The organism is Streptomyces sp. NA02950, assembly GCF_013364155.1.
Classification (GTDB): Bacteria; Actinomycetota; Actinomycetes; order Streptomycetales; family Streptomycetaceae; genus Streptomyces.
Window position 1 is genome coordinate 1,792,923 of the sequence record NZ_CP054916.1, and the last position, 16,380, is coordinate 1,809,302.

General features: G+C 71.6%; 15 protein-coding genes. 1 reads left to right on the forward strand and 14 read right to left on the reverse strand.

Translation table 11 applies throughout. From position 1 onward, the window contains the following. Positions 1–66: 66 nt before the first annotated feature. The 6 genes from carB to pyrR all read right to left on the reverse strand — a co-directional run bounded on the left by carB (position 67) and on the right by pyrR (position 8,082). Positions 67–3,378: a carbamoyl-phosphate synthase large subunit gene (gene carB / locus HUT19_RS07310; protein ID WP_176179673.1), complete on the reverse strand. Its 3,312-nt coding sequence runs from the start codon at positions 3,376–3,378 to the stop codon at positions 67–69. After that, complete coding sequence (carA, locus tag HUT19_RS07315; protein WP_176179674.1) at positions 3,371–4,510, reverse strand: glutamine-hydrolyzing carbamoyl-phosphate synthase small subunit; 1,140 nt, start codon at positions 4,508–4,510, stop codon at positions 3,371–3,373. Before carA ends, carB begins: the two co-directional genes overlap by 8 nt. Then, the gene (locus HUT19_RS07320) at positions 4,507–5,094 is read right to left on the reverse strand and encodes a hypothetical protein (RefSeq protein ID WP_176179675.1); all 588 of its coding nucleotides are present in this window, start codon (positions 5,092–5,094) and stop codon (positions 4,507–4,509) included. Before HUT19_RS07320 ends, carA begins: the two co-directional genes overlap by 4 nt. Next, positions 5,091–6,389: a dihydroorotase gene (locus HUT19_RS07325; RefSeq protein ID WP_176179676.1), complete on the reverse strand. Its 1,299-nt coding sequence runs from the start codon at positions 6,387–6,389 to the stop codon at positions 5,091–5,093. Before HUT19_RS07325 ends, HUT19_RS07320 begins: the two co-directional genes overlap by 4 nt. Before the next feature lie 2 nt (positions 6,390–6,391). Beyond that, a complete protein-coding gene (locus HUT19_RS07330) occupies positions 6,392–7,363 on the reverse strand; it encodes an aspartate carbamoyltransferase catalytic subunit (protein WP_176179677.1) in 972 nt (323 codons plus the stop codon). A 134-nt stretch (positions 7,364–7,497) separates the two neighbouring features. Beyond that, positions 7,498–8,082 carry a bifunctional pyr operon transcriptional regulator/uracil phosphoribosyltransferase PyrR gene (gene pyrR / locus HUT19_RS07335; RefSeq protein WP_176179678.1) on the reverse strand — a complete coding sequence of 195 codons (585 nt, stop codon included), beginning with the start codon at positions 8,080–8,082 and terminating at the stop codon, positions 7,498–7,500. A gap of 196 nt (positions 8,083–8,278) precedes the next feature. Between pyrR and bldD the strand changes: the two genes are divergently transcribed. After that, complete coding sequence (gene bldD, locus HUT19_RS07340) at positions 8,279–8,779, forward strand: transcriptional regulator BldD (protein ID WP_014056259.1); 501 nt, start codon at positions 8,279–8,281, stop codon at positions 8,777–8,779. A 170-nt stretch (positions 8,780–8,949) separates the two neighbouring features. On the opposite strand, the gene nusB is transcribed toward bldD, so the two are convergent. From nusB to HUT19_RS07380, 8 genes are all read right to left on the reverse strand, one after another. After that, on the reverse strand, positions 8,950–9,393 hold the full coding sequence (gene nusB, locus HUT19_RS07345; protein ID WP_176179679.1) for a transcription antitermination factor NusB: 444 nt from the start codon (positions 9,391–9,393) through the stop codon (positions 8,950–8,952). Between the two features lie 2 nt (positions 9,394–9,395). Continuing rightward, a complete protein-coding gene (gene efp / locus HUT19_RS07350) occupies positions 9,396–9,962 on the reverse strand; it encodes an elongation factor P (protein WP_037951647.1) in 567 nt (188 codons plus the stop codon). Positions 9,963–10,038: 76 nt separating this feature from the next. Next, positions 10,039–11,154 carry a M24 family metallopeptidase gene (locus HUT19_RS07355; protein WP_176179680.1) on the reverse strand — a complete coding sequence of 372 codons (1,116 nt, stop codon included), beginning with the start codon at positions 11,152–11,154 and terminating at the stop codon, positions 10,039–10,041. A 123-nt stretch (positions 11,155–11,277) separates the two neighbouring features. Then, a complete protein-coding gene (locus HUT19_RS07360; protein WP_176179681.1) occupies positions 11,278–12,192 on the reverse strand; it encodes a Pro-rich N-terminal domain-containing protein in 915 nt (304 codons plus the stop codon). 301 nt (positions 12,193–12,493) lie between these two features. Next, positions 12,494–13,642, reverse strand: coding sequence for a 3-dehydroquinate synthase (aroB, locus tag HUT19_RS07365; protein ID WP_176179682.1), 1,149 nt, complete (start codon positions 13,640–13,642; stop codon positions 12,494–12,496). Continuing rightward, positions 13,639–14,121, reverse strand: a complete 483-nt coding sequence (locus tag HUT19_RS07370) for a shikimate kinase (protein WP_254886130.1) — start codon at positions 14,119–14,121, stop codon at positions 13,639–13,641. Before HUT19_RS07370 ends, aroB begins: the two co-directional genes overlap by 4 nt. Positions 14,122–14,168: 47 nt before the next feature. Then, the gene (aroC, locus tag HUT19_RS07375) at positions 14,169–15,353 is read right to left on the reverse strand and encodes a chorismate synthase (protein ID WP_176179684.1); all 1,185 of its coding nucleotides are present in this window, start codon (positions 15,351–15,353) and stop codon (positions 14,169–14,171) included. A 175-nt stretch (positions 15,354–15,528) separates the two neighbouring features. Beyond that, positions 15,529–16,374 (reverse strand): shikimate dehydrogenase, encoded by an 846-nt coding sequence (locus HUT19_RS07380; RefSeq protein WP_176179685.1) that lies wholly within the window; start codon positions 16,372–16,374, stop codon positions 15,529–15,531. Positions 16,375–16,380: the final 6 nt, after the last annotated feature.

Sequence of the window (16,380 nt, forward strand, 5' to 3'; positions counted from 1 at the left end):
GGGCTGTCTCGCGAAGGGGCTCTCTCGCGAAGAGGGGGACACCGGCCGGTGTCCCCCTCCCTCGCCTCACTCCTCGCGGGCGGCGGTCAGATGTTCCGCGTGTTCCTGGAGCGACCGGACGCCGACCGTCCCCCGGCCCAGCGCCTCGATGCCCTGTACGGCGGCGGCCAGCGCCTGGACCGTGGTCAGGCAGGGGACGCCGCGGGCGACGGCCGCCGTACGGATGTCGTAGCCGTCGAGACGGCCGCCGGTGCCGTACGGGGTGTTGACGATCAAGTCGACCTGGCCGTCGTGGATCAGCTGGACGATGGTCTTCGCGCCGTCCGGGCCCTCGCCCTCGCTCTGCTTGCGCACCACGGTGGCGTTGATGCCGTTGCGCTTGAGCACCTCCGCGGTGCCCGAGGTGGCCAGCAGTTCGAAGCCGAGACCGACCAGCTCACGGGCCGGGAAGATCATCGAACGCTTGTCGCGGTTGGCCACCGAGACAAACGCGCGCCCCTTGGTGGGCAGTGCGCCGTACGCCCCGGCCTGCGACTTGGCGTACGCCGAGCCGAAGACCGAGTCGATGCCCATGACCTCGCCGGTGGAACGCATCTCCGGGCCGAGGATGGTGTCCACACCGCGCCCGGAGGAGTCCCGGAACCGGCTCCACGGCATCACGGCCTCCTTGACGGAGATCGGCGCGTCCAGTGGCAGGGTGCCGCCGTCACCGGCCGCCGGGAGCAGCCCCTCGGCGCGCAGCTCGGCGATGGTGGCGCCCAGCGAGATCCGGGCGGCGGCCTTGGCCAGCGGTACCGCGGTGGCCTTGGAGGTGAAGGGGACCGTACGGGAGGCGCGCGGGTTCGCCTCCAGGACGTAGAGAATGTCCCCGGCCATCGCGAACTGGATGTTGATCAGGCCGCGCACCCCGACACCGCGGGCGATGGCCTCGGTGGAGGCCCGCAGCCGCTTGATGTCGAAGCCGCCGAGGGTGATCGGGGGCAGGGCGCACGCCGAGTCGCCGGAGTGGATACCGGCCTCCTCGATGTGCTCCATGACGCCCCCGAGGTAGAGCTCGTGGCCGTCGTAGAGCGCGTCCACGTCGATCTCTATGGCGTCGTCGAGGAAGCGGTCGATGAGCACCGGGTGTTCGGAGATCAGGCCCGCGTGCCGCTCCAGGTACGCGGCGAGCGACGGCTCGTCGTAGACGATCTCCATACCACGGCCGCCGAGGACGTAGGAGGGGCGGACCATGACCGGGTAGCCGATCTCGGCGGCGATGCCCTTGGCCTGCTCGAAGGAGAAGGCGGTGCCGTACTTGGGCGCGGGCAGCCCGGCCTCGGTGAGCACCCGGCCGAAGGCGCCGCGCTCCTCGGCGAGGTTGATCGCCTCGGGCGAGGTGCCGACGATCGGCACGCCGTTGTCCTTCAGCGCCTGGGCCAGGCCCAGCGGGGTCTGGCCGCCGAGCTGGACGACCACACCGGCGACCGGGCCCGCCTGCTGCTCCGCGTGGACGATCTCCAGCACGTCCTCCAGGGTGAGCGGCTCGAAGTAGAGCCGGTCGGAGGTGTCGTAGTCGGTGGAGACGGTCTCCGGGTTGCAGTTGACCATGACGGTCTCGTAGCCCGCGTCGTGCAGCGCGAAGGAGGCGTGGACGCAGGAGTAGTCGAACTCGATGCCCTGGCCGATGCGGTTGGGGCCCGAGCCCAGGATGATCACCGCGGGGGTCTCGCGCGGGGCGACCTCGGACTCCTCGTCGTAGGAGGAGTAGAAGTACGGGGTCCTCGCGGCGAATTCGGCGGCGCAGGTGTCGACCGTCTTGTAGACGGGCCGGACGCCGAGTGCGTGCCGCACCTCGCGGACCACGTCCTCGCGCAGCGAGCGGATCCCGGCGATCTGGGCGTCGGAGAAGCCGTGCCGCTTGGCCTCGGTGAGCAGCTCCGGGCCCAGCTTGGCGGCGGCCGCCAGCTCGTCCGCGATCTCCTTGATCAGGAACAGCTGGTCCACGAACCACGGGTCGATCTTCGTGGCGTCGAAGACCTCCTGCGGGGTGGCCCCGGCGCGGATGGCCTCCATAACCGTGTTGATCCGGCCGTCGGTGGGGACGTCGGCGCGCTGGAGGAGCTCGTGCTTGTCGCCGGGCTCGCCGGTGAAGTCGAACTGGCTGCCCTTCTTCTCCAGCGAGCGCAGCGCCTTCTGGAGGGCCTCGGTGAAGTTGCGGCCGATGGCCATGGCCTCGCCGACCGACTTCATGGTGGTGGTCAGCCGGGCGTCGGCGGCCGGGAACTTCTCGAAGGCGAACCGCGGCACCTTGACCACGACGTAGTCGAGGGTGGGCTCGAAGGAGGCCGGGGTCTGCTCGGTGATGTCGTTGGGGATCTCGTCGAGCGTGTAGCCGACGGCCAGCCGGGCGGCGATCTTGGCGATGGGGAAGCCGGTCGCCTTGGAGGCCAGCGCCGACGAGCGGGAGACGCGCGGGTTCATCTCGATGACGATGACCCGGCCGTCCTCGGGGTTGACCGCGAACTGGATGTTGCAGCCGCCGGTGTCCACCCCGACCTCGCGGATCACGGCGATGCCGATGTCCCGCAGGACCTGGTACTCGCGGTCGGTGAGGGTCATCGCCGGGGCGACGGTGATGGAGTCACCGGTGTGCACGCCCATGGGGTCGAAGTTCTCGATGGAGCAGACGACCACGACGTTGTCGTGCTTGTCGCGCATCAGCTCCAGCTCGTACTCCTTCCAGCCGAGGATGGACTCCTCCAGGAGCACCTCGGTGGTCGGCGAGAGGGTCAGGCCCTGACCGGCGATCCGGCGCAGCTCCTCCTCGTCGTGGGCGAAGCCGGAACCGGCGCCGCCCATGGTGAAGGAGGGGCGGACGACGACGGGGTAGCCGCCGAGCCGCTCGACCCCGGCGAGGACGTCGTCCATGGAGTGGCAGATGACCGAGCGGGCGGACTCGCCGTGGCCGATCTTGGCGTTGACCGCCTCGACGACCTCCTTGAACTGGTCGCGGTCCTCGCCCTTGTGGATGGCCTCGACATTGGCGCCGATCAGCTCGACGCCGTACTCGGCGAGGGTGCCCGCCTCATGGAGGGAGATCGCCGTGTTGAGCGCGGTCTGCCCGCCGAGGGTGGGCAGCAGCGCGTCGGGGCGCTCCTTGGCGATGATCTTCTCGACGTACTCCGGGGTGATCGGCTCGACGTACGTGGCGTCGGCGATCTCCGGGTCGGTCATGATCGTGGCCGGGTTGGAGTTGACCAGGATGACCCGCAGCCCCTCGGCCTTGAGGACACGGCACGCCTGGGTGCCGGAGTAGTCGAACTCGGCGGCCTGGCCGATGACGATCGGGCCGGAGCCGATGACCAGAACGGACTGGATGTCGGTGCGCTTAGGCACGCTGGCCCTCCATCAGGGTGACGAAGCGGTCGAACAGGTACGCGGCGTCGTGCGGACCTGCGGCGGCTTCGGGGTGGTACTGGACGCTGAAGGCGGGGCGGTCGAGCAGCCGCAGCCCCTCGACCACGTTGTCGTTCAGGCAGACGTGGGAGACCTCGGCCCGCCCGTAGGGGGTGTCGGAGGGCGCGTCGAGCGGGGCGTCGACGGCGAAGCCGTGGTTGTGCGCGGTGACCTCGACCTTGTCGGTGGTCCGGTCCTGCACCGGCTGGTTGATGCCGCGGTGGCCGTACTTCAGCTTGTAGGTGCCGAAGCCCAGGGCCCGGCCGAGGATCTGGTTGCCGAAGCAGATGCCGAACAGCGGGGTGCCGCGCTCCAGCACGCCGCGCATCAGCGCGACCGGGTGGTCGGCGGTGGCCGGGTCCCCCGGTCCGTTGGAGAAGAACACCCCGTCCGGGTTGACGGCGTAGATGTCCTCCAGGGCGGCGGTGGCGGGCAGGACGTGCACCTCGATGCCGCGCTCGGCCATCCGGTGCGGGGTCATGCCCTTGATGCCGAGGTCGACGGCGGCCACGGTGAACCGCTTGGTGCCGATCGCCGGGACGACGTAGGTCTCGGCGGTGGCGACCTCGCCGCTGAGGTCGGCGCCCTTCATCTGCGGGGCGGCCTGCACCTTGGCCAGCAGCGTGGCCTCGTCCGCGATGGCTTCGCCGGAGAAGATGCCCACCCGCATGGCGCCGCGCTCACGCAGATGGCGGGTGAGGGCGCGGGTGTCGATACCGCTGATGCCGACGACGCCCTGGGCGGTCAGCTCCTCGTCGAGGGAGCGGCGGGAGCGCCAGTTGGAGGGCGTACGGGCGGGGTCGCGCACCACATAGCCGGAGACCCAGATGCGCCGGGACTCGGGGTCCTCGTCGTTGACGCCGGTGTTCCCGATGTGGGGGGCGGTCATGACGACGACCTGGCGGTGGTAGGACGGGTCGGTCAGGGTCTCCTGGTAGCCGGTCATGCCGGTGGAGAACACGGCCTCGCCGAAGGTCTCCCCCACGGCCCCGTAGGCACGGCCACGGAAGCTGCGGCCGTCCTCCAGAACGAGTACGGCGGGGGTCCTGGCCCCCCGGGTGGAGGTCGTCATCGTGCGCCTTCCTGGTTGTGCTCGGTGTTCTTGACGGCCAGGGCCTCGACCCAGGCCCGGTGCTCGGCGGCGTGGTCGGAGCGGAAACCGGAGTCGATCTGCCGGTCGCCGAGCTGCCAGGTGAGGATCAGCAGCCCGCCCTCGGCGAGGACCTTGCCCGCGATGCCCTTGTCGAGCCGGGCGTCGCGCAGGCTGTCCGCCGGGATGAAGAAGTCCTTTGCCCCGGGGCGGACCACCGTCACGCCCGCGTCGGTGAGGGTCAGCTCGGCCCGGCTGCGGGTGCCGAGGCCATGGGCCACGATCCGGTCGAGCCACTGCCCCGCGGTGGTGGAGCCGTGGTAGCGGCCGGTCATCGTGAGCCGCGGGTCGCCGGGCTCGGCGGGGGCCTGGGGCAGCTCGGGCAGATCGCCCTGGAGCGTGCCGCGCCACTTCCAGCCCTCGCGCATCAGCCAGTAGACGAGTCCGATGACCAGCAGCAGTCCGACGACCCAGCCGATCCGCGCGGCCCAGTCCGTCACGTCCTGCGACTTCTGGTCGGCGGCCAGGACCGCGAGGCCCGCCGCCGGATTGCTCAGAGGTGTCACGCCAGCTTCCCGTCCACGACCGTCGCCCGGCCCCGCAGGAAGGTGTGCGTCACGCGGCCCGGCAGTTCACGGCCCTCGTAGGGGGTGTTGCGGCTGCGGGAAGCGAAGCCCGCGGGGTTCACCACACCACGGTAAGCGGAGTCGAGCAGGGTGAGGTTGGCGGGCTCCCCGGCGGCGACGGGACGGCCGTGGCCGGTGAGGCGGCCGATGGCCGAGGGGCGGTGGGACATCCGGTCGGCCACGCCCGCCCAGTCCAGCAGACCGGTGTCGACCATCGTGTGCTGGACCACCGACAGCGCGGTCTCCAGGCCCACCATGCCCATGGCCGCCGCGCCCCACTCGCAGTCCTTGTCCTCGTGCGGATGCGGGGCGTGGTCGGTGGCGACACAGTCGATGGTGCCGTCGGCCAGCGCCTCGCGCAGCGCCATGACGTCGGCCTCGGTGCGCAGCGGCGGGTTCACCTTGTAGACGGGGTTGTAGGACCGTACGAGCTCGTCGGTGAGGAGCAGGTGGTGCGGGGTGACCTCGGCGGTGACGTGCCAGCCCTTGGACTTGGCCCAGCGGACGATCTCGACCGAGCCGGCGGTGGACAGATGGCAGATGTGCACGCGCGAGCCGACGTGGGCGGCGAGCAGCACATCGCGGGCGATGATCGACTCCTCGGCGACGGCGGGCCAGCCGCCGAGGCCCAGCTCGGCGGAGACGATGCCCTCGTTCATCTGGGCGCCCTCGGTGAGCCGGGGCTCCTGGGCGTGCTGGGCGATGACCCCGTCGAACGCCTTCACGTACTCCAGAGCCCGGCGCATGATCACGGCGTCGTCGACGCATTTGCCGTCGTCGGAGAAGACGCGCACCCCGGCGGCGGAATCGTGCATGGCGCCCAGCTCGGCGAGCTTCTTGCCCTCCAGGCCCACGGTGACGGCGCCGACGGGCTGCACGTCGCAGTAGCCGGACTCCCTGCCGAGCCGCCAGACCTGCTCCACGACGCCCGCGGTGTCGGCGACCGGGAAGGTGTTGGCCATGGCGTGGACGGCGGTGAAACCGCCGACGGCGGCGGCCTTGGTGCCGGTCAGGACGGTCTCGGAGTCCTCACGGCCGGGCTCGCGCAGATGGGTGTGCAGATCGACGAGGCCGGGCAGCAGGATCTGTCCGGCGGCGTCGATCACGGTGGCGTCCGCGGGGGCGTCCAGGCCGGTGCCGACGGCGGCGATGCGCTCGCCCTCGATCAGCACATCCCGCGGCTCGCCGCCGAGCACCTTCGCGCCGCGCAGCAGCGTCGTGGTCGTGTTGCTCATGGTTACTTGCTCTCCTCGGTGCGGGCGGCGGCGACGGCGGGCTCGTTCCCGCCGAGCAGCAGATACAGGACGGCCATGCGGATGGAGACGCCGTTGGTGACCTGCTCCACGGCGGTGCAGCGGTCGGAGTCGGCGACCTCGGCGGTGATCTCCATCCCGCGGTTCATGGGGCCGGGGTGCATGACGATGGCGTGCTCGGGCATCCGGGCCATCCGGTCGCCGTCCAGGCCGTAGCGGCGCGCGTACTCCCGCTCGGTGGGGAAGAAGGCGGCGTTCATCCGCTCGCGCTGGACGCGGAGCATCATCACGGCGTCGGACTTGCCCACCACCGCGTCCAGGTCGTAGGAGACCTCGCAGGGCCAGCTCTCGACGCCGAAGGGCACCAGGGTCGGCGGGGCGACGAGGGTGACCTCGGCGCCGAGGGTGGACAGCAGGTGGACGTTGGAGCGGGCCACCCGGCTGTGCAGGATGTCGCCGACGATGGTGATCCGGCGGCCGCTGAGGTCCTGGCCGGTGCCGGAGGTCAGATGGCGGCGCATGGTGAAGGCGTCGAGCAGCGCCTGGGTGGGGTGTTCGTGGGTGCCGTCACCGGCGTTGACGACGGAGCCGCCGATCCAGCCGGAGGTGGCGAGCCGGTGCGGGGCGCCGGAGGCGTGGTGGCGGATGACCACGGCGTCGGCGCCCATCGCCTCCAGGGTGAGCGCGGTGTCCTTCAGGGACTCGCCCTTGGAGACCGAGGAGCCCTTGGCGGAGAAGTTGATGACGTCGGCGGACAGCCGCTTGGCGGCCGCCTCGAAGGAGATGCGGGTGCGGGTGGAGTCCTCGAAGAAGAGGTTGACGACGGTACGGCCGCGCAGGGTCGGCAGCTTCTTGATCGGCCGGTCGGCGAGCCGGGCCAGCTCCTCGGCGGTGTCGAGGATCAGGACGGCGTCATCGCGCGAGAGGTCGGTGGCCGAGATGAGGTGGCGCTTCATCCGGATGCTCCGTGGGTGAAGGAGGTGTGCGGGCGTACGGGCGGGCAGGCGCGGCCCGGTGGCGGCAGGGCGGCACCGGGGCGTCCGGCGGCCGGTCCCCGGGATCGCCGGGTGCCGTGCCGCCGGGGCAGGCGCTACTGCCCGTCCGCGGGGGTGGTCTCGCGCAGGCCGAGGAGGACGCTGTCGCGACCGTCCTCCTCGGTGAGCTGGACCTTGACCGTCTCCCGCAGCGATGTGGGGAGGTTCTTGCCGACGTAGTCGGCGCGGATCGGCAGTTCCCGGTGGCCGCGGTCGACGAGGACCGCCAGCTGGACCGCGCGCGGGCGCCCGATGTCACCCAGGGCGTCGAGCGCGGCGCGGATGGTGCGGCCCGAGAAGAGCACGTCGTCGACGAGGACCACCAGACGGCCGTCGATGCCGTGGCCGGGGATCTCGGTGCGGGCGAGCGCGCGGGCCGGGCGCAGCCGCAGGTCGTCGCGGTACATGGTGATGTCGAGCGAACCGACGGGGACCTCGCCGGGCGCCCGGTCGGTGATCTCCTCCAGCCGGGCGGCGAGCCGCCGGGCGAGATGGACACCGCGGGTGGGGATTCCGAGCAGCACCACGTCGCCGGCGCCCTTGGTGCGCTCGACGATCTCGTGGGCGATGCGGGTGAGGACGCGCGCGATGTCGGGTGCTTCCAGCACCGAGCGCGCGGCACTCGAGGTGTGTGCGTCCATACGAAACGGACCTCCTTCTCCGCCTCACGGGACGGACCTTAAAGGACGTCGGAATTGCGCCATTCACAGTAGCAGGGCCGGGCGGGCCGCCCGCCAACACCCCTGGCGGGAGCCCCTCCGCCCCATTCGGCTTGACGAACCGAGATTACGCTGCGTAACCTCACAGTGAGTTACCAGTCTTCGTCCGGGGAGCTTTATGTCCAGCGAATACGCCAAACAGCTCGGGGCCAAGCTCCGCGCCATCCGCACCCAGCAGGGCCTCTCCCTCCACGGTGTCGAGGAGAAGTCGCAGGGCCGTTGGAAGGCCGTGGTGGTGGGATCGTACGAGCGCGGCGACCGCGCCGTGACCGTACAGCGTCTCGCCGAACTGGCCGACTTCTACGGCGTCCCGGTTCAGGAGCTGCTTCCGGGCACGAGCCCGGCCGGCGCCGCCGAGCCGCCGCCGAAGCTGGTACTGGACCTGGAGCGGCTGGCCCATGTGCCGGTCGAGAAGGCGGGCCCGCTCCAGCGGTACGCCGCGACGATCCAGAGCCAGCGTGGTGACTACAACGGCAAGGTGCTCTCGATCCGCCAGGACGATCTGCGCACTCTCGCCGTCATCTACGACCAGTCCCCCTCCGTGCTGACCGAGCAGCTGATCAGCTGGGGTGTGCTGGGCGCCGACGCCCGCCGCGCCGTCCAGCACGAGGACGTCTGAGCCGCCTCAGACGCCACCGGACGCCTTCGGCCGTCCCTCTGTCCTCAACCAGCAGAAACGTACCGCCGGGGGCGGTGGAGAGCCTTTCAGGTCCTCCACCGCCCCCGGCGGTTTCGTCTCGGGTGCGGCGCCCCGTGGGCGCCGCGGTACGGCGGCTCAGCGGCGGCGCGTCACGCCGGGTGCTCGATGTCGCGGCGCAGACTCGGCTTCAGCTCCTTGAAGCGGCCCAGCAGGCCGTTGACAAAGGCCGGGGAGTCATCGGTGGAGAATTCCTTGGCGAGCTGCACCGCCTCGTCGATCACCACCGCGTCCGGGGTCGCGTCCTCCCACACCAGCTCATACGCGCCGAGCCGCAGGATGTTCCGGTCGACGACCGGCATCCGGTCCAGCGTCCAGCCCACCGCATAGGTGGCGATCAGCTCGTCGATCCGGGCGGTGTACTGCGCATATCCCTCGACCAGCTGCATCGTGTATTCGCTGACCGGCGGCTGCCGGTCGTCGGTCCGGGCGTGCCGTATCCAGTCCGCGAGGACGGTCTGCACGGAGCTGCCACGCTGATCGGCCTCGAAGAGAATCTGAAAGGCACGCTTACGGGCCTTGTTGCGGGCAGCCACGGTTAGTTGTTCACCCGACCGAGGTACTCACCGGAACGGGTGTCAACCTTGATCTTTTCACCGGTGGTGATGAACAGCGGCACACCGATCTCATAGCCGGTCTCGAGCTTGGCCGGCTTGGTGCCACCGGTGGAGCGGTCGCCCTGGACGCCCGGCTCGGTGTACTCGATCACGAGCTCGACGGCCGCGGGCAGCTCGACGTAGAGCGGGTTGCCCTCGTACATCGCGACGACCGCCTCGAACCCCTCGAGCAGGTAGCGGGCGTTATCGCCGACGACCTCGGGGGTGATGTAGATCTGGTCGAACGTGTCCATGTCCATGAACACAAAGCTCTCGCCGTCCTTGTACGAGAACTGCATGCCGCGCTTGTCGACATTGGCCGTCTCGACCTTCACGCCGGCGTTGAAGGTCTTGTCGACCACCTTGCCGGACAGCACGTTCTTGAGCTTGGTGCGCACGAAAGCAGGGCCCTTGCCGGGCTTGACGTGCTGGAACTCGACAACGGACCAGAGCTGGCCGCCGTCGAGCTTGAGCACCATGCCGTTCTTGAGGTCGTTCGTGGATGCCACGGTTGCGGGATCTCCTGGACTGCAGCTGGTGGAGACCAGAAAGATGCGGCGCGCCTGGTGCCGGCCGAAGCCGAAGCTAGAGCGCGAGCAGCTCTTTGGTCGTGATGGTGAGTAGCTCGGGTCCGCCGTCCGCCTCGGGGCGGACGACGAGCGTGTCGTCGATCCGGACACCGCCCCGTCCCGGGAGGTGGACCCCCGGCTCGACGGTGACCGGCACACAAGCGTCCAGTTTACCCATGGCCGACGGTGCGAGCCGAGGGTCCTCGTCGATTTCCAGGCCCACACCGTGTCCGGTACAGGGCTCCAGCCTGTCCGCGAACCCCGCCGCGTCCAGCACCTGGCGGGTCACCCGGTCCACGTCCCGGTACGCGGTGCCCGGGGTCAGGGCCTCCCGTCCGGCTCGCTGAGCGGCGAAGACCACGTCGTAGAGCTCGACCTGCCAGTCCGCCGGCGAGGGGCCGATGACAAACGTACGCCCCACCTGGCAGCGGTAGCCGCGGTAGTCCGCGCCGAGGCAGATGGTGAGGAAATCGCCCTCCTCGACCCGGCGGTCGGTGGGCAGATGTCCCGCCCGCCCGGCGTTCGGCCCCGCGCCCACCACGGTGGGGAAGGCCGGTCCGTCCGCGCCGTGGTCCACCAGACGGCGCTCCAGCTCCAGTGCGAGATGGCGCTCGGTCCGGCCCACCAGGATCGATTCCAGCAGCTCGCCGAGGGCCTGGTCGGCCAGCTCCCCGGCGATCCGCAGCCGGGAGATCTCCTCGTCGTCCTTGATCAGCCGCAGCTGTTCCACCGCCCGGCCCAGATCGGCCAGCAGCAGCTTGGGGGCGGCGCAGCCGAGCGCCCGGTGCCGGGCGACGGTCAGATCGTGCTCCTCGACGGCCAGTGACTCGGCGCCGTCGGCCGCGGCCAGATCGGCGGCGGCCACCGCCGGGTCGCCGTCGGGTCCCGGCAGCATCAGCAGCCGCAGATCCTCGGGGTGCGACGGGGAGCCCAGCCCCCAGGTCGGTGACGCCGGTGTCTCGGACGCCACCAGGACGTCCTGGGCCGGACCGAGGAGCAGCACGGCACCGGGCGGTGCGACACCGCACAGATAGCGCACATTGGCCGGCCGGGAGACCAGCGCGGCGCCACTCCCGGCCGTGGCGCACTGGTCGCGCAGGCGGGCACGGCGAACGGCGTACACCTCGGACATGACCCCGAGCGTACGCAGGGTCGAGCCCCGCGGCCGGTCGAGCGGGGCCGTATGGGCGGCGTCCACCGGGGCTCCGGCCGGGCCGGTCGCACGCCGGTCGCGCCGGTCGCGCCAGTGGAGGGACTACCAGGTGGGCGGGCTCGCGATGGAGCGGGCGACGACCTCGTCCAGCATCCGCGCGGTGGTCTCCACGTCATGGGTGGAGTTGTCGATGATCGGCAGCCCGGAGCTGTACCACCCGGCCATCCGGCCGTGGATACGGGCCACTTCGTCGTCGCTGAGGCGGCGGTTGCCGCTGCGCTCCGCGTTCCGCTCGAGCACGATCTCCAGACCGGGCAGCACCACGACGGGCAGCAGCCCGGGGCCGACATGGCGCTTCCAGCCACCGAGGCCGACCACCGGGCGGTCCGGGAAGACCGCGTCGTCGAGGATGCAGGAGATGCCGTTGGCCAGGAAGTTGCGGGCGGCGAAGCCACAGGTGCGGCGGGCCAGCCGGTACTGGGCCTCGGAGTTCTCGTTCCACCCCGACTGGGGGTTGGCGAAGCCGGACCTGACCCATTCCCGGACGTCGTCCAGGCTGATGTGGGCGGTGGGCACCCGTCGGCGGTCGGCCCAGTGCCGGGCGACCGTCGTCTTGCCCGCTCCGGCCGGTCCGATCAGCAGCACCGCCACCGCGGTCTGCGAGGCGTCGGGCACCGCTTGGTCCGGCGGCGGGTGCGGCAGCGGCACCGGGCCACCGGGCGGCAGCTGGACATGACCGGTGACGCCCCCCGTCTCGGCGGGCGGCGGCGCCACGGAGGGGACGGACGCCTGCGGTACGGGCGGCGGCGCCTGCGGAGGCGGACCCTGGTGCGGGGGCGGGGCCTGGTGCGGGGGCGGGGCCGGATGGGCGGGCGCCGGGGGCACGGGCGGAACGGGAGGGTTCGGGTGGGGGCCCGGGTGGTGGCTTGCGCCCTGGGCCCAGCCTGCGCCCTGCGGTCCGGGCCCCTGCCCCGGCCCATGGGGCGGTGGCAGCGGAGCTCCCACTGCGTGCTGCATCCGGTGGCACTCCGTCTCGTACAGGCAAGTCCGGCAACTGTCGCGTAGCGAGGCGGCGGTGAGGCCGCTTCTACCGAACGGTACCTGCCCGGACGGTCGCTGTGTGAACGGCGGACAAACCTGTTGCGTGCCCGGTACACCGCGCCAGCCAGGCAATTCCTCACCGGACGGCCGCGGCTGCGAGCTTCCGGGGCGGTTTTCCGGAGCCCGCGGCGGTGCCACGGGCTCCGGCCGCGATGACGGAGTTGTGACGGAATCCGGTCGGCCGTCACCGAACAGCGGCCTCGGCCGACGGCCTCCGTCAGGCGGAGATCTCCCCGTACGCCGCGAGCAGCACCGCCGGGTCCGGCCCCTCCAGGACGGACGGCTTGCCGAGACCGTCGAGGACGATGAAGCGCAGCAGGTCACCGCGGGACTTCTTGTCGACCTTCATGGTCTCCAGCAGCCGGGGCCACTGGTCACCGCGGTAGGTCAGCGGCAGGCCCACGGCCTCCAGCACCGTGCGGTGCCGGTCGGCGGTGGCGTCGTCCAACCGGCCCGCGAGACGGCCGAGTTCGGCCGCGAAGACCATGCCGACGGAGACCGCGGCGCCGTGCCGCCAGTTGTAACGCTCGTTCTTCTCGATGGCGTGCGCGAGCGTGTGCCCGTAGTTCAGGATCTCGCGCAGACCGGATTCCTTGAGGTCGCTGGAGACGACCTCGGCCTTGACCCGGATGGAGCGCTCGATCAGTTCGGCGGTGTGCGGACCGGCGGGGGTGCGGGCCGCGGCCGGGTCCCGCTCGATGAGCTCCAGGATCTCCGGGTCGGCGATGAAACCGGCCTTGATGATCTCGGCCAGCCCGCTGACGTAGTCGTTGACCGGCAGCGAGTCCAGCGCGGCCAGGTCGCAGAGCACTCCGGCCGGCGGGTGGAAGGCCCCGACGAGGTTCTTGCCCTCGGCGGTGTTGATACCGGTCTTGCCGCCGACCGCGGCGTCCACCATGCCCAGCACGGTGGTCGGCACGGCGATCCAGCGCACTCCACGCAGCCAGGTGGCCGCGACGAAGCCCGCGATGTCGGTGGTGGCACCGCCACCGACCCCGATGATCACATCGGTGCGGGTGAAGCCGGTCTGGCCGAGCGCCTTCCAGCAGTACGCGGCGACCTCGGCGGTCTTGGCCTCCTCCGCGTTCGGCAGCTGGATCGCGATGGCCTCGTAGCCCTGGTCGGCCAGGTCCTGGCGGATGGCCTCACCTGTCTCGGCCAGCGCCTCGGGGTGCAGGACGGCGATGCGCTGGACATGGCCGTGGCGCGCAGCGCCTCGTTTGAGGGTGGTGGTGGGAGACGGGCGGGCTGCCGTACCGATCAGCCCGGGCAGCTCGCCGAGCAGCTGCCGCCCGACCAGGACCTCGTACGGCGCGGTCCCGGCCGTACCGGCGATCTGGATGCGCGTGGGGGTGTCGGTGGTCATGCCTTCTTCAGCTCCAGTGCGTCCAGGACGGCATCGGCGACGTCTTCGGGCGTACGGTCCTCGGTCGCCACCACGGCACGGGCGACCTCGGTGTACAGGGGGCGGCGCTGTTCCATCAGCTCGCGCCAGCGCTGTCGCGGGTTGACGGCGAGCAGCGGACGCGGAGCGTCCAGGCCGGTACGCCGGACGGCCTCGGCGACGCCCATCTCGAGGAAGACGACCGGACGGCCGGCCAGCAGGGCACGGGTGCCCTCGTCCATGACCGCGCCGCCGCCCAGGGCGAGGACGCCGCTGTGCTCGGCGACCGCGGTCCGTACCGCCTGTCGCTCCAGCTCACGGAAGTGCGGCTCGCCCTGGTCGATGAAGATCTCCGCGATCTCCTTGCCCGAGGTCGCGACGATATCGGCGTCGGTGTCACGGAAGGTGGTGCCCAGCCGCTCCGCGAGCACCCGCCCGACGGTCGTCTTCCCGACGCCCATGGGGCCGACCAGGACCACCGCAGGCCCGTCCGGCCCGCTCACGGCGCTCACCGGATGGCCAGGTTCTCGAGGAAGCTCCGCACATTGCGGCGGGTCTCGGTGACCGAGTCACCGCCGAACTTCTCCGCGACCGCGTCCGCGAGCACCAGCGCGACCATCGCCTCGGCCACGATCCCGGCCGCCGGGACGGCACAGACGTCGGAACGCTGGTGGTGGGCCCTGGTCGGCTCCCCGGTGGTCACATCGATCGTGGCCAGAGCGCGCGGCACGGTCGCGATCGGCTTCATGGCGGCCCGGACGCGCAGCAGCTCGCCGGTGGTCAGACCGCCCTCGGTACCGCCGGAGCGGCCGGAGGAGCGCCTGATGCCGTCGTCGGTCGGCAGGATCTCGTCGTGTGCCTTGGAGCCGGGCACCCGGGCGAGGTCGAAACCGTCGCCGACCTCGACACCCTTGATGGCCTGGATGCCCATGAGGGCGGCCGCAAGCCGGGCGTCCAGCCGCCGGTCCCAGTGCACATGCGAGCCGAGGCCCACGGGTACGCCGTAGGCCAGCACCTCGACCACACCGCCGAGGGTGTCGCCGTCCTTGTGGGCCTGGTCGATCTCGGCCACCATCGCCTTGCTCGCGTCGGCGTCCAGGCAGCGCACCGGGTCGGCGTCCAGCCTCTCGACGTCGGACGGCTTGGGGTGGACCCCGTAGGGGGCCTTGGCCGCGGCCAGCTCCACCACATGGGAGACGATCTCGATCCCGGCCGTCTCCTTGAGGTAGGAGCGGGCGACGGTGCCGAGCGCGACCCGGGCGGCGGTCTCCCGGGCGCTGGCGCGCTCCAGGATCGGCCGGGCCTCGTCGAAGCCGTACTTCTGCATTCCGGCCAGGTCGGCGTGGCCGGGGCGGGGGCGGGTGAGCGGCGCGTTACGGGCCAGCCCCGCCAGGATCTCGTCGTCCACCGGGTCGGCGGCCATGACCTGCTCCCACTTCGGCCACTCCGTGTTGCCGACCATGATCGCGACCGGGGAGCCGAGGGTCAGACCGTGCCGGACGCCGCCGAGGAAGGTGACCTCGTCGCGCTCGAACTTCATCCGGGCTCCGCGGCCGTAGCCGAGCCGCCGCCGGGCCAGGGCGTCCGCCACCATGTCGGTGGTGATCGGCACACCGGCGGGCAGCCCCTCCAGCGTCGCCACGAGTGCGGGGCCGTGCGACTCCCCCGCGGTCAGCCAACGCAACCTGCTCAACGGTGCTCCCTCATGCTTCGCGCCTCGACGTCGTGCGGCGCGGCCTGGGGTCACCTCCCAGCGGTGGCTGGGGGCACCCGGTCCCGGCCCGCCACCTCCGATCCTCCCACGTTCGCGGGGGCACCCGGGGCTCCGGTCCAGCAGGCGGACCGTACGGTCCCGGATGGCAGCGGGGTCAGCGGGAGCGCTCCGCCAGTGCGGCCTCGCCCGCCGCGCGCATCGCGGCCAGGGGCGCCGGGGCCCGGCCGGTCATCTGCTCGACCTGGAGAACCGCCTGGTGCACCAGCAGGTCGAGGCCCCCGACGACCGCGCCGCCGCGTGCCGACCAGGCCGCGGCCAGCGGGGTCGGCCAGGGGTCGTACAGGACGTCGAAGAGCGCGCCGGGGCGGTCCGGGACGGATCCGGCGAGTGTGTCGGTGGTGCCCGCCGGGGTGGTGGCGATCACCAGCGGGGCGTCGAACGCCGAGGCCGCGTCGGCCCAGTCCGCCGTACGCACCGTGACACCGAGCCGTTCGCCCCACTGCCGCATCTCGGCCGCCCGTGCCGCGCTGCGGACGTACGCGGTGACCTCGCCGTCGCAGATCCGGGCGAGCGCGGCCAGCGCCGACGAGGCGGTGGCCCCGGCGCCGAGCACCGCGGCGCGCTCCACCCGCGCCACCCCGCGCTCCCGGAGGGCGGCCAGCATGCCCGGGATATCCGTGTTGTCACCGGTGCGCTCGCCGTCGTCGGTGAAGACCACCGTGTTGACGGCCTCCACCGACGCCGCGGTGTCGCTGATCCGGTCCAGCAGCGGAATGACGGCGCGCTTGAGCGGCATGGTCAGGGAGAGCCCGGCCCACGCGGGCCCCTCGCCCTCGCCGAGCCGCTCGAAGAAGCCCGGCAGCGCGGCCTCGTCCACCTCGAACCGGTCGTAGATCCAGCCGTCCAGGCCCAGTTCGCGGTAGGCGGCCCGGTGCAGCACCGGTGACAGGGAATGGGCGATGGGCGAACCGAGCACCGCGGCCCTGCGGTTTTCCGACATCTTTCC

What these genes read in the sequence shown, in the direction of transcription:
- carA (WP_176179674.1), bottom strand. Translation starts at nt 4,510, where the DNA reads ATGACGACCTCCACCCGGGGGGCCAGGACCCCCGCCGTACTCGTTCTG.
- HUT19_RS07325 (WP_176179676.1), bottom strand. Translation starts at nt 6,389, where the DNA reads ATGAGCAACACGACCACGACGCTGCTGCGCGGCGCGAAGGTGCTCGGC.
- HUT19_RS07330 (WP_176179677.1), bottom strand. Translation starts at nt 7,363, where the DNA reads ATGAAGCGCCACCTCATCTCGGCCACCGACCTCTCGCGCGATGACGCC.
- pyrR (WP_176179678.1), bottom strand. Translation starts at nt 8,082, where the DNA reads ATGGACGCACACACCTCGAGTGCCGCGCGCTCGGTGCTGGAAGCACCC.
- bldD (WP_014056259.1), top strand. Translation starts at nt 8,279, where the DNA reads ATGTCCAGCGAATACGCCAAACAGCTCGGGGCCAAGCTCCGCGCCATC.
- HUT19_RS07355 (WP_176179680.1), bottom strand. Translation starts at nt 11,154, where the DNA reads ATGTCCGAGGTGTACGCCGTTCGCCGTGCCCGCCTGCGCGACCAGTGC.
- HUT19_RS07360 (WP_176179681.1), bottom strand. Translation starts at nt 12,192, where the DNA reads ATGCAGCACGCAGTGGGAGCTCCGCTGCCACCGCCCCATGGGCCGGGG.
- aroB (WP_176179682.1), bottom strand. Translation starts at nt 13,642, where the DNA reads ATGACCACCGACACCCCCACGCGCATCCAGATCGCCGGTACGGCCGGG.
- HUT19_RS07370 (WP_254886130.1), bottom strand. Translation starts at nt 14,121, where the DNA reads ATGGGCGTCGGGAAGACGACCGTCGGGCGGGTGCTCGCGGAGCGGCTG.
- HUT19_RS07380 (WP_176179685.1), bottom strand. Translation starts at nt 16,374, where the DNA reads ATGTCGGAAAACCGCAGGGCCGCGGTGCTCGGTTCGCCCATCGCCCAT.